Genomic DNA, 12,646 nt, shown 5'->3' on the forward strand with positions numbered 1-12,646 from the left:
CCGACGGTGTCGGCGCCCCTGCGAGCGGTTCTGTGGTGAGCCTCGCCCTAGGCGAGGTAGGCGGCGAGGTCGCTTTCGAGAGCGGCCTTGGGCTTGGCGCCGATGATGGTCTTGACGACCTCTCCGCCGCGGTAGACCTTCATGGCCGGGATCGAGGTGATCTGGTACTTCGCGGCGGTCTGGGGGTTGTCGTCGACATTGAGCTTGACGATCTTGATCTTGCTGGAGTGCTCGGCGGCGATCTGGTCGAGGATGGGCGAGACGGCGCGGCACGGGCCACACCACTCGGCCCAGAAGTCGACCAGGATGGTCTCGTCGGAGTTGAGAACGTCGGCCTCGAAGCTGGCGTCGGTCACTGCTGCTGCATTTGACATCGTGTTCCTACTTTCTGTGGAGTTCTCAAGGGCTGCTGATCAGGAGTTCTGCGTCTGGAGTGCCTCGACGAGCTCGATCTCAGCCTCGGCTTCGCGTAACTCTGCGATAGCCGACGCCTCTGCGAGGCCTGCCAGGTAGTGTTCGGCGTCGAGGGCGGCGACGGTTCCCGATGCTGCGGCTGTCGCGGCCTGGCGGTAGGTGTCGTCGATGACGTCACCGGCGGCGAAGACACCGGGGATGTTGGTCTTCGACGAGCGGCCGGCCACGGCAATGGTGCCCGAGGCGGTCAGGTCGAGCTGGCCGTGCACGAGGTGGGTGCGAGGATCGTTGCCGATGGCCACGAAGAGGCCCTGCACGGGAAGGTCGCTGGTCTCGCCGGTGACCGTGTTCTCGAGCTTCAGGTTCTCGACGGTGTTCTCCCCGTCGATGCCGACGACGGCCGAATTGAAGACGAACTCGATCTTGTCGTTCGCGAACGCGCGCTCCTGCATGATCTTGGAGGCGCGCAGCGTGTCTTTGCGGTGCACCAGGTACACCTTCTCGGCGAAACGCGTGAGGAAGGTCGCCTCCTCCATGGCCGAGTCGCCGCCGCCGATGACCGCGATCGTCTTCTTCTTGAAGAAGAATCCGTCGCAGGTGGCACACCACGACACACCGCGGCCGCTCAGGCGCTCCTCGTCTTCGAGACCGAGTTTGCGGTAGGCGGAGCCTGTGGAGAAGATGACGGCCTGCGCCTCGAAGTCACCGCTGTACCCGGTGGAGACCTTCTTGATGTCGCCGGAGAAGTCGACGCTCGTCACGTCGTCGAGCAGAACCTCTGTGCCGAACTTCTCAGCCTGCTCCTGCAGCTTGGTCATCAGGTCGGGGCCCTGGATGCCCTCGGGGAAGCCCGGGAAGTTCTCGACCTCCGTGGTCTTCATGAGTTCGCCGCCCGCTTCGACGCTGGATGCGATCAGCAGTGGCTGCAGGCCGGCGCGCGCTGCATAGATGGCGGCGGTGAAACCGGCGGGACCGGACCCGATGATGATTATCTGACGCATCGACAAGCTCCTTGATCGCGGTGGGGACGCCACCGACTCTGTGTTACGAAAGCTTCAACACATCCTATCCGCCCCGTATTCCGGCGCCATCGGGTTATGCACAGGCATGATGGAGGGGTGAGCGAAGCCTTCAATCCCGTCGACGGAACACGTATCGCCTTCCAGGAGACCGGATCGGGCATCCCGCTCGTGATGGTGCACGGCTCGGCCCTCTCCCGTGCGATCTGGCGCGGGTTCGGCTACGTCAGGGCCCTGAAGGACGACTACCGCCTGATTCTCGTCGACATGCGGGGGCACGGCCTGAGCGGCAAGCCGCACGGCAGGGACGACTACGCCATGTCCTTGGTCATCGGCGACCTGCTGGCCGTCTACGAGGCCGCCGGCATCGATGCGGCCCACTACCTCGGCTACTCGTTCGGCGCGCGGGTCGGTTTCACGCTCGCCGAGACGCACCCCGAACGCCTGCTCTCCTTCATCTCAGCCGGGGGCAGTTACCGAATCGGCTCTGGCGTCGTGAGTTCGCTGTTCTTCCCCGGCTACGACGAGGCGCTCGGTTCGGGCGGCATGCAGGCCTTCGTCGACGGCTGGGAGGCGGAGGCCGGCGTCACACTCGATGCGGCGACGGTGAACGCGTTCCTCGCGAACGACCCGATGGCCCTGCAGGCGTACTTTCGGCGGCTCGACGTCGAAGAGGGTGTCGACGAGGCGCGTCTGCCGAGCATCCAGACACCCAGCCTGCTGCTGGCGGGAACGGATGATCGGGGGCGCTACCGCGATTCCGAGCGGGCCGCGGCGCTGATGCCGCACGCGCGCTTCGAGCCGCTGCCGGGCCGCGGGCACGGCGACACCCTCTTCCCGTCGGGGCCGGTGCTCGACCTCGTGCGGCCGTTCCTGGCCGAGCAGTCGAGCCCGCAGCGGCGCTGAGAAAAGCGCGGGCAGCGGCGCTAGGAGCGGCGCAGTCGGCGGAGGATGGGGCCGGCGGCATCGGTGAGCTCGCTCGAGCGCACCACGCGGAGCGCCAGGGCGTAGACGCCCAGCATGACGATACCGATGACGACCATCGAGACGATCGCCTGGAACCGACCCGACATCGCGAACCCGCCGTCTGAACTTCCCCCGAGGAGGAGGAAAACGACTGCACCGGCGATGGCAGCGGGCAGTGCAGCGAGCGCGTCTTTCGCGAAACTCGAGAGGGTGCGCCGAACGCTGCCTCCGAGCCGTCTCCGCAGCAGAACAGCCGCCACCACCGCCTGCAGCACTCCCGCCACAGAGAGCATGAGGGCTACAGCCGAGCCGACCAGGTCTTTCGGTATGACGAAGAGAACCACAAGGCATCCGGCGGCGAAGACGACGCCCTGGAAGAGGTTGGTGAAGAAGGGTGTGCGCGTGTCGCCGATGGCGAAGAAGGCCCGTTGCAGCACGAAGAGGATGCTGAACGCGGGAAGCCCGATCAGGAAGGCGATGAGCACGTTGCCGATGGCGAGAGCGCCCGGGTAGTTCTCGGCGAAGACCCGCCCGAAGGGATAGGAGGCCACCAGGAGCACGACAGCGGCGAGCACCATGACGACGGTGATCTGGCGGATGGATGCGCCGAGATCGGCGCGCACCAGATCGAGGCGCTTGGCGCTGGCGTTCTCGCTCATACGCGTGAAGTAGGCCGTTGCGATGGAGACCGCGACGATGGAGTGCGGGAGCATGAAGATCAGCCAGGCGTACTGCAGCACGGCCACCGACGCGTCGTTGCCCGACGCGGTGGAGACGACGTTCGTCTCGACGAGGCCGGCCGCGGTGCTCACGAGGATCATGCCGAACGACCAGCCGGCGATGCGACCCGTCTGCGCCAGCCCGACTCCCCTCCAGCGGAAGTCCGGGCGGTACGAGAGGCCGACCCGGCGCCAGAAGGCGAAGAGAATGAGGCCCTGCACCGCGATGCCGAGCGTCGCCGAGCCGGCGAGCAGGGCGATCGAATCGGGCGTCCACCACGAAAAGGGGCGACTGCCGGCCGCGTCGGAGCCGTAGATGGCGAGGAAGACGACCAAACCGGCGAGGGAGACGACGTTGTTCACGATCGGGGCGAGCGTGAACGGGCCGAAGGAATTGCGGGCGTTCAGAACCTCGCCGAGGATCGTGTAGACGCCGTAGAAGAAGATCTGCGGGAGGCACCAGTAGGCGAAGGCGGTCGCGAGGGCGGCCTGGTTGGGCGCGAAGTCGTGCACGGTGATGGAGACCAGCCAGGGCGCCAACACCGTTGCGACGAGTGCGGCGACGGCGAGCACCGCCAGGGCGATCGTGACGAGCTTGTTGATGTAGGCCCTGCCGCCGTCGAGATGCAATGCGCTCTGCACGATCTGGGGCACGAGCACGGCGCTCAGGGCACCGCCGGCGACAATGACGTAGATGGTGTTCGGCAGCTGGTTGGCCGCAGCGAACGCATCGCCGACCGCAAAGACGCCGATCGCCTGGATCAACACGATCGTCTTCACGAAGCCGAGGATGCGGGAGATGATCGTTCCGCCGGCGAGCAGGGCGCTCGAGCGGCCGATGCTGCGCTCAGCCACGGTCTTCGCCAGCCGTCGGGTGCGCTCCCGGGTCGGCCGCGGCGGGTGTGGCGACAGTTCCCGCGCCAGCGTCTGCCGCGGCATCCGGAGCCGCCTCGGAAGGCTCGCCCGCAGCGGCTGCCGCCTTCGCGCGCCGCCGCTTCTGCACCTGGCGCACGATGCCGAACGCGAGCAGCCCCACCGCCAGCACCCCGATGACGATCGTGCCGATGCCCTCCCAGTCGGCGCTCACGTTGATCTGGCGGGGGGCTGCCTGGCTGATGGTGACTCCGGAGGGGCTGTAGAGGTCGAGGCGCAGGTCCACCTGGCCGCTCGCCACGGCAGCCTTCACGGGCACGCGCGCGGTCTTCTGCGACTTCGCCTCGACGACGACCTCGATGCGGCCGGGCTCGACCACGAGGCGACCGTTCGAGGGGGTGACCTGCAGGTCGACCGTCACCGGCTGGTTCAGCTCGTTGCTGATCAGCACCGGAACCTCGCTGCTGGTGGCGAAGAGGTTGATGTTGCTGCCGTCGATGATCTTCACCGAGTCGAGCGTCGTCGAGGTCAGGGTGGCGTAGTCGGCCTCGGCGGCGGTTCGACCGTCGGGGTCGGCGGCCCAGGACTGCGCGAGAACGGCCAGAAGTGTGGCGCGCTGGTTGCCCGTGAGGAGTTCGGGCTTCGCCGCGACGGAGGAGAAGTCGTCGACCTGCTTCTCGTAGGCCAGCATCGCGCTGACGGTCGCCTTGCGGCTGGCCGGCTCGTCGCTGTTCTGCACGCTCACGCCCAGCGGGGCGGCGGTGAGCACCTCGGCCAGGCTGCGGGCCGTCGACCACGGCAGCGTGTCGAGTGCGTCGAGTGCGCTGTCGATCTGCGCGGCGGCGGCGGGTGCCGGTCGCCCGAGGTCGGCGACGAGCGCGGTGGGGGTGTCGCCGGTCTGGGCGTCGACCACGGCGAGGATGCCCGACAGCTCGGCGAGGGCGGCGTCACGAGCCGTGCCCGTTGTGGCCGTCGAGGCGTTCTGCAGGGCATCCGAGAGCCCCGCATCGACGATGACGGCGCGTTTGTCGCCGATGGTGGCGGGAGCACTCGGGGTCAGCCCGTCGACCGACGAGGGGAGGGCGACATTGGTGGAACTCAGGATGCTCGTGGGGCGCCCGCCCGCAGCGAAGAAGTCGAGGTCGTCTGTCGTCACGGTGCCGGCGGCGGGCCAGGCGAGGTCGGTGCGGGTGTAGTTCCAGGAGGTGAGCTCGGCGAAGGAGGGGAGCGTGCCGGGCGGGCTGGCCGGGATGGGGTCGGGGGTCGGGGCTGTCGTGGCGGCAGTCGTGGGGTCAGTCGTGCCGGAGGAGGGGGCGCCGGCCGCATCTGACGTCGTGCCGGCCGCACCGGCACCGCCCGCCGCGGCCCCGGCGCCGGCACCGGCCGACGATGTCTCCCGGCCGAACGGATCGGGACTCGGCGTCGACTGGAAGTTCGACGCCGACAGCGCGTAGTCGAACGACGTCGGTTCGAGCATCGCCGCCGCGCCGGCCTGCCGCTCGACGCTGATGTCGGCGTCGCCGTAGGCCAGCGGAAAGGTCGGGTTCGGCGCCGAGGCGAGGCGTGCGAGCCAGTCGAGCGCCGACTGCGGGGCCGCGGTGCCGAGCACGCGGATCGACACGATGACCATCGGGTCGATCGCGAGCGTCACCTGGCGGCCGATGACCGAGTCGAGTTTCAGCTCCAGCACTCCGCCGCTCGCTGTGTACGTCTCGAGCTCGGCGGGCGTGAGCAGCCCCCGGGATCCGGCCGGCACCGTGAGCGGCATGATGACCGCGACCGACGCCTCCCTGGTGGGAGCGTCGACCGACCAGACGATGGTGCTGCGGGAGTCGACGAGGGTGGTCGACGCGGTGTACCGGGCTTCGAGGCCGTAGGCGCCGAAGCCACTGAGCCCGAGCCCGGCGGCGGGCAGCGCTGCGCGGAAGGTGCCGGTGGTTCCGGGCGCGACGGCGGCCGTGGGGATGTCGACGGCGAGGGAATCCGCTGCGGGTGTGGCGCCCGTCGACGGGGTCAGCCAGGTGTCGAGAGCGGCCCGCGTACCGAGTTCGGCGCGGTCGAGCCAGGCGCGAACGGTTCCGGCCGGCAGGGCGGAGGCCGTGGTGTTGGTGACGCTGATCGTCATCGCGAGGTCTTGGCCGGGCTGCAGCACTCCGGCGGCGTCGGGTGCGAGGGCGACGGTCACGCCCCCGCCATCGGTGGGTGCGTCAGTCGGTGCCGCGGTGGATGTCGCTGGCGCCGTAGCGGGTGCGTCGGCCGGCGTGGGGGCGGGGGTGCTGTCGGCGCGTGCCGCATCGGTGCCGCCGAGCATCCCGATCAGCACGACACCGGCGACAGCCAGACCCGCCACGAGACGCCGGGGACCGCCCGCCGAGACCGACCGGAAGACGCGTCTCGGGCTGCGGCGGACGCCCGAATCTAACGCCGCATCCATGCCTGTGATTCTAGGGTCTCGGCCTGAGCAGACCGTGAAGGCCTCGCTGGGCGCCACCGTCGGCAAGTAGGGTAACGGGGTGCAACCCGTGTCTGACTCCCTCGCGTTCCTGGCCGAGCTGGCTTCGAAACCGCCCATCTCGGTGCTGGCGGAGGTGTTCAGGGCGGCCGGGCACGACCTCGCCCTCGTCGGCGGGCCGGTGCGCGACGCCTTTCTCGGCCGGGCGGTTCACGACCTCGACCTGACGACCGATGCGACGCCCGATGAGATCCTCCGCATCGTGAAACCGCTCGCCGACGCCCACTGGGACATCGGGCGGGCCTACGGCACGATCGGCGCCCGCATCGGCGGCGAGACCGTGGAGATCACGACGTACCGTTCAGACGTCTACGACCAGGTCACCCGTAAGCCGTCAGTCGAATTCGGCACCTCACTCGAGTCCGACCTGTTGCGCCGCGACTTCACGGTGAACGCCCTGGCGCTGCGTCTGCCCGACCGGGTGCTGGTCGACCCGTCGGGCGGGATGGATGATCTGCTGGCCGGCATCCTGCGCACCCCGTCGACGCCCGAGGTGTCGTTCGGCGACGACCCCCTGCGCATGCTTCGAGCCGTGCGGTTCACGGCCCAGCTCGGCTTCACGGTCGACGACGAGACGCGCTTCGCCCTCGACGAGATGGCGGGGCGCATCGAGATCATCTCGGCCGAACGGGTGAACGAAGAGCTGAGCAAGCTGCTGCTCTCCCCCGCGCCGCGCCGCGGAATCGAACTGCTCGTCGATTCGGGTCTCGCGGCGTATGTGCTGCCCGAGATCCCCGCGCTCAGCCTCGAGATGGACGAGCACCACCACCACAAAGACGTCTACCAGCACAGCCTGACCGTGCTCGACCAGGCGATCGACCTGGAGCGCTCGCGGGACTTCCCCGGCGCGCCCGATCTTGTGCTGCGGTTGGCGGCTCTGCTGCACGACATCGGCAAGCCGGCGACGCGCAAGCTCGAGCCGGGCGGCGTGGTGTCGTTCTACCACCACGATGTCGTGGGTTCGAAGCTCGCGAAGAAGCGCCTGCGTGCGCTGCGCTTCGACAACGACACGATCGCGGCGGTCTCCCGGCTGATCGAGCTGCACCTCCGGTTCTTCGGCTACACCGAGGGCGCGTGGACCGATTCCGCGGTTCGACGCTACGTGCGGGATGCCGGCCCCCTCCTTGAGCGTCTGCACATCCTGGTGCGGGCCGATGTCACCACCCGTAACGTTCGGAAGGCCGACCGCCTGTCATTCGCCTACGACGACCTCGAGGCGCGGATCGCCGCGCTCGCGGAGCAGGAGGAGCTCAATTCGACCCGGCCCGACCTCGACGGTGAGCAGATCATGCGGATTCTCGGCATCACGCCCGGGCGTGAGGTCGGCGAGGCCTACCGTTTTCTGCTCGAGCTGCGCCTCGAGGAGGGGCCGCTCGGCGAGGAGGAGGCGACCCGGCGCCTGCTCGCCTGGGCGGCGGCGCGGGCGTAACCGAGGAGTGGGCGGGCGTTGCGTCGCCCATGGGCCTGACGGCCCTGTGCTCCTCGCTTAGGCTCGGCGAGCTGGCGCGCCAGGCGGCCCGGGGCGCCGAGCGGGCGCGCCCGTGGCTCAGGTGTGCGCGGCGATGAACGCCTCGAGGGCGGCGCGCGCCTCGTCGTCGGGGAGCTGCGCCGACGGGCTCTTCATGAAGTAGGCCGACGCCGACTCGACAGGGCCGCCGAGCCCCGCGTCGCGCGCGATCGCTGCGGCCCGCAGCGCGTCGATGACGACACCCGCGCTGTTCGGCGAATCCCACACCTCGAGCTTGTACTCCAAGCTGATCGGCGCGTTGCCGAAGCCGTGGCCCTCGAGGCGCACGAACGCGAACTTGCGGTCGTCGAGCCACGGCACGTGGTCGCTCGGCCCGATGTGGATGTCGCGCTCGGGCAGCTCGATGTCGATGTTGCTCGTCACGGACTGCGTCTTCGAGATCTTCTTCGACTGCAGCCGCTTGCGCTCCAGCATGTTCTTGAAGTCCATGTTGCCGCCCACGTTCAGCTGGTACGTGTGGTCGAGCTGGATGCCGCGGCTCTCCATCAGGCGGGCGAGCACCCGGTGCGTGATGGTCGCTCCGACCTGGCTCTTGATGTCGTCGCCGACGATCGGAACACCGGCGTCGCGGAACTTCGCCGCCCACACCGGATCGCTCGCCACGAACACCGGCACCGCGTTGACGAAGGCCACACCCGCATCGATGGCGGCCTGCGCGTAGAACTTCACGGCCTCGTCCGACCCCACGGGCAGGTAGCAGACGAGCACGTCTGCGCCGCCCTCGCGGAGGGCAGCGACCACGTCGACGGCGGGCGCATCCGACTCCTCGACCAACTGGCGGTAGTACTCCCCCAGGCCGTCGAAGGTCGGGCCGCGCTGCACGGTGACGCCCGAAGCGGCCACGTCAGCGAACTTCAGCGTATTGTTCTCGCTCGCCCAGATGGCATCTGCCAGGTCGAGACCCACCTTGGCCGCATCGACGTCGAATGCGGCGACGAAGCTGATGTCACCGACGTGGTAGCGGCCGAACTGCACGTGCATCAGCCCCGGAACCGGCTCGTCGACGGGCGCGTCGCGGTAGAAGGTCACACCCTGCACCAGAGAGTTCGCACAGTTTCCGACGCCCGCGATTGCAACCTTGATACCCATGTGGCGTGTGCTTCCTTCGACTGTTGACTTCTGGCAAACAGTTTCCAGCTTAGTAGCGCGCTAGAGGCGGAGTGCCCGCCGGTAGGCCTCGACCGTGAGCTCGGCGGTCAGTCGCCAGGTGTGCAGCTCGGCATGCCGGGCGGCACTCGCCGACAGGCTCGCCAGCCCGGCCGGGTCGCTGAGGAGCGCATCGATGGCCCTGCCCCACACGGCCGGTTCCCGGCTCGGCAGCAGCATCCCGGTCGAGAGATGCGAGACCGAGCTGCCCGTTCCGGTCGAGTTCGACGCGATCACCGGTGTGCCCGACGCTGCCGCCTCGAGCGCGACGAGCCCGAATGTCTCCGAATGGGACGGAATGAGCAGCAGCGCAGACTCCCTGATCAGGGCGGCAGCGGCCTGCCGGGTCTGGGTTCCGACGAAGACGACGTCACCGCCCAGGCCGAGATCGTCGACGAGGGTGTGCAGCGATCGCTCGAACTTCTTCTCGCCCGGTGTCGGCGCGCCGGCGATGGTGAGCAGCGGTCGGCGTTCCGCCGGAATGGTGGCGAGGGCCCTGATCGCCAGATCCTGCCCCTTCAGCGGCTGGATGCGACCGAGGGTCAGGATGCCGGGTCTCGCTGTTCTCGCCGCCCGCCCGCCCAGCGGCTGCGCATCCGGAGCCGAACCGCCCGGAGCCGAACCGCCCGGAATCGAACCGCCTGCAGCCCCGAAACCCTGCGCCGGGTGGAACAGCGACCGGTCGACACCCGGCGGGATCACCAGCACGCGGTCGGGGTCGGCGCCGTACGACTCGACGACCGCGGTCTTCTCCTCCACAGTGGAGCTGATCGTGAAAGCCGACTCCTGCACCAGCCGCTGCTCGCCCCACAGCCGTTCGACGGGCTCGGGCCGGTCGCCGGGCGCGAGGTGCGCGTTCTTCAGGGCCGCAACGGTGTGCAGGCTCTGGATGTGCGGAACGCCCTGTTGCTCGGCGACCGCCAGCGCGGCAGCGCCAGAGAGCCAGTAGTGGGAGTGCAGGATGTCGAAGCGCGGCAGCTCCCGCAGGGCATCCCGAAAGGCATACATGTGGCGGGCGAGGTCGGCTTTCGGCACCGGCTCGCGGGGCCCGGCCTGCAGGAAGCGCACCGGCACGCCGGCCTCGGTGTACCCGGTCTGCGGATGCTCGGGGCTGGCCGCCCGGGTGATGAGCTCGGGTTCGTAACCGAGGGCTGCGAGCTGCTCGGCGAGGGCGACCACGTAGACGTTCAGTCCGCCGGCATCGGCCGACCCCGGAGTCTCGAGGGGGGAGGTGTGCAGCGACACCAGACCGACGCGCTTCAGCTCCACGTCGGCAACTCTATCTGCGCTCCCGAGCTTCCACCCCCACCGGCGGCACCGTTCTGGTAGGCTCTACAGGTTGTCTACACCCAGTGGGGTTCTCTCACGCGGGTCATGACTGCTGCACACACCCTCCTGTCACAGATCGTCTGTGGCCGACAAGACCAAAGGAGGTGGGTTAGTGACGCACAAATACGAACTCATGGTCATCCTCGATCCAGAAATCGATGAGCGCACCGTGGCTCCGAGCCTCGACAAGTTCCTCAACGTCATCCGCAAAGATGGTGGCACCGTCGACAACGTCGACATCTGGGGTCGTCGTCGCCTGGCGTACGAGATCAACAAGAAGACCGAGGGCATCTACGCCGTCGTGAAGCTGACTGCAACGGCAGACTCCACCAAGGAGCTCGACCGCCAGCTGAAGCTCTCCGAAGCCGTCATGCGCACCAAGGTGCTGCGTGCCGAAGAGGCCATGGCGCAGGTCGCCGAAGCCGCGAAGCTCGCTGAGGCCAAGGCCGCCCGCGCTGCTGCCAACCCGAAGTCGTCGGCTTCGTCGTCGGCTCCGTCGGCACCCGCGTCGTCGTCGGCTCCCGCCGCGCGCGCTGCTGCTGCCGTCAAGGCTGCTCCGTCGAAGCCTGCTGCTGCCCCGGCGGCCGCTGCATCCGCTGAGTAGTCGACCATGGCTGGCGAAACCGTAATCACTGTGGTCGGTAACCTCACCGGCGATCCCGAGCTGCGTTACACGCAGAACGGGCTGGCGGTTGCCAACTTCACCATCGCATCCACGCCGCGCACCTTCGACCGTGCGTCGAACGACTGGAAAGATGGCGAAGCACTGTTCCTTCGTGCAAGTGTCTGGCGTGAATTCGCCGAGCACGTGGCCGGTTCTCTGACGAAGGGCTCCCGTGTCGTTGCGACCGGTCGCCTGCGGCAGCGTTCCTACGAGACGAAAGAGGGCGAGAAGCGCACCTCGATCGAGCTCGAGGTCGACGAGATCGGTCCCAGCCTGCGCTACGCAACGGCCCAGGTCACCCGCGCCTCCTCCTCCGGCGGTGCCGGTGGTGGCGGCGGTCGAGGCCAGGTCGCCAGCAGTGGCGGCGACGAGCCGTGGGCAGCATCCGCTCCCGCTTCGGCGAACTCCGGTGGCGGCGCTGATGTCTGGAACACTCCGGGCAGCTACAGCGACGAAACCCCCTTCTAAACTTCACCTTTCAGAAAGCAGACAACCATGGCTGGAAAGAGCAGCGGCGACCGCCGCAAGCCGATCCGCAAGGGGAAAGACGGCAAGAATGCCGCCCCCGCGAAGTCGATCCGCGTCGGCGTCATCGACTACAAAGACGTCAACACCCTCCGCAAGTTCATCTCCGAGCGCGGAAAGATCCGTGCTCGTCGCATCACCGGCGTTTCTGTGCAGGAGCAGCGCCTCATCGCCCGTGCAGTCAAGAACGCCCGCGAGATGGCCCTGCTGCCGTACGCCGGCTCGGGCAGGTAGGAACTCACACAATGTCGAAACTCATTCTCACCCACGAGGTCTCCGGCCTCGGTTCAGCAGGTGACGTCGTCGAGGTCAAGAACGGCTTCGCCCGCAACTACCTCATCCCCCAGGGCTTCGCGGTGACGTGGAGCCGCGGTGGCGAGAAGCAGATCGAATCGATCAAGGCTGCTCGTTCCGCGCGTGAGCTCAAGACCATCGAAGAGGCCCAGCACCTCAAGCAGGTTCTCGAGAACAACGTCGTCAAGCTCGCCGTCAAGGCCGGCAAGGAGGGTCGTCTGTTCGGCTCCGTCAAGACGAGCGCGATCGCTGACGCCGTTGCTGCAGCGGGCTACGGATCGATCGATCGCCGCAAGGTGGAGATCACCACGCCGATCAAGTCCACGGGCACTCACGAGGCTTCCATCCGCCTCCGTGACGACCTCAGCGCGACCATCACCATCCAGGTCGTCGCCGCAAAATAGCTGTGACCCGAAGGAGGGGGGCGCTTTCGAGCGCCTCCCTCCTTCGTCGTTTTTGTCAAGTGTTTTGTACACAGGGCGTGTCGGATGTTCAAGGTTCAACCGTGCATTCAGACATCCATTCGTCCACAGGGTGTGGATTCGCCAAAGGGCTGGTCAGACGGCTATTCAGTGCTAAAAGAATTCTGCTGTCCACAGCTGATTCCACACCTTGTACACAAGACGCGCCGTGTTTCACGTGATTAGTGCACAGAGT

11 protein-coding genes and 1 pseudogene are annotated in these 12,646 nt (G+C 67.9%); 6 read left to right on the top strand and 6 right to left on the bottom strand.

The window, feature by feature from the left end; all coding sequences use genetic code 11:
• Positions 1-47: 47 nt before the first annotated feature.
• Positions 48-374, bottom strand: a complete 327-nt coding sequence (trxA, locus tag C5B96_RS11800; protein ID WP_104245557.1) for a thioredoxin — start codon at positions 372-374, stop codon at positions 48-50.
• 39 nt (positions 375-413) lie between these two features.
• On the bottom strand, positions 414-1,415 hold the full coding sequence (trxB, locus tag C5B96_RS11805; protein ID WP_104245558.1) for a thioredoxin-disulfide reductase: 1,002 nt from the start codon (positions 1,413-1,415) through the stop codon (positions 414-416).
• 117 nt (positions 1,416-1,532) lie between these two features.
• Between trxB and C5B96_RS11810 the strand changes: the two genes are divergently transcribed.
• Positions 1,533-2,339 carry an alpha/beta fold hydrolase gene (locus C5B96_RS11810; protein ID WP_233189170.1) on the top strand — a complete coding sequence of 269 codons (807 nt, stop codon included), beginning with the start codon at positions 1,533-1,535 and terminating at the stop codon, positions 2,337-2,339.
• A gap of 20 nt (positions 2,340-2,359) precedes the next feature.
• Here the strand turns inward: C5B96_RS11810 and murJ are convergent, their stop codons facing one another.
• Together murJ and C5B96_RS11820 are read right to left on the bottom strand one after the other, a co-directional pair.
• Positions 2,360-3,973 (bottom strand): murein biosynthesis integral membrane protein MurJ, encoded by a 1,614-nt coding sequence (murJ, locus tag C5B96_RS11815; protein ID WP_233189171.1) that lies wholly within the window; start codon positions 3,971-3,973, stop codon positions 2,360-2,362.
• Positions 3,966-6,425: a DUF6049 family protein gene (locus C5B96_RS11820; protein WP_104245561.1), complete on the bottom strand. Its 2,460-nt coding sequence runs from the start codon at positions 6,423-6,425 to the stop codon at positions 3,966-3,968. The genes murJ and C5B96_RS11820 overlap by 8 nt, the downstream gene beginning before the upstream one ends.
• Before the next feature lie 79 nt (positions 6,426-6,504).
• Between C5B96_RS11820 and C5B96_RS11825 the strand changes: the two genes are divergently transcribed.
• Positions 6,505-7,932 carry a CCA tRNA nucleotidyltransferase gene (locus tag C5B96_RS11825; protein WP_104245562.1) on the top strand — a complete coding sequence of 476 codons (1,428 nt, stop codon included), beginning with the start codon at positions 6,505-6,507 and terminating at the stop codon, positions 7,930-7,932.
• Between the two features lie 117 nt (positions 7,933-8,049).
• On the opposite strand, the gene C5B96_RS11830 is transcribed toward C5B96_RS11825, so the two are convergent.
• Positions 8,050-9,120 (bottom strand): inositol-3-phosphate synthase, encoded by a 1,071-nt coding sequence (locus tag C5B96_RS11830; protein ID WP_104245563.1) that lies wholly within the window; start codon positions 9,118-9,120, stop codon positions 8,050-8,052.
• A 60-nt stretch (positions 9,121-9,180) separates the two neighbouring features.
• Complete coding sequence (locus tag C5B96_RS11835; RefSeq protein WP_104245564.1) at positions 9,181-10,446, bottom strand: glycosyltransferase; 1,266 nt, start codon at positions 10,444-10,446, stop codon at positions 9,181-9,183.
• A 193-nt stretch (positions 10,447-10,639) separates the two neighbouring features.
• On the opposite strand from C5B96_RS11835, the pseudogene rpsF reads away from it, so the two are divergent.
• From rpsF to rplI, 4 genes and pseudogenes are all read left to right on the top strand, one after another.
• Positions 10,640-10,969 (top strand): annotated as a pseudogene (rpsF, locus tag C5B96_RS11840) (30S ribosomal protein S6); the annotation flags it as partial.
• A 147-nt stretch (positions 10,970-11,116) separates the two neighbouring features.
• Positions 11,117-11,638 (top strand): single-stranded DNA-binding protein, encoded by a 522-nt coding sequence (locus C5B96_RS11845; protein ID WP_104245566.1) that lies wholly within the window; start codon positions 11,117-11,119, stop codon positions 11,636-11,638.
• Positions 11,639-11,665: 27 nt separating this feature from the next.
• Positions 11,666-11,929, top strand: coding sequence for a 30S ribosomal protein S18 (rpsR, locus tag C5B96_RS11850; protein WP_104245567.1), 264 nt, complete (start codon positions 11,666-11,668; stop codon positions 11,927-11,929).
• 11 nt (positions 11,930-11,940) lie between these two features.
• Positions 11,941-12,393 (top strand): 50S ribosomal protein L9, encoded by a 453-nt coding sequence (rplI, locus tag C5B96_RS11855; protein ID WP_104245568.1) that lies wholly within the window; start codon positions 11,941-11,943, stop codon positions 12,391-12,393.
• Positions 12,394-12,646: the final 253 nt, after the last annotated feature.

The sequence above is a fragment of the Subtercola sp. Z020 genome (assembly GCF_002931235.1).
Lineage (GTDB): Bacteria > Actinomycetota > Actinomycetes > Actinomycetales > Microbacteriaceae > Subtercola.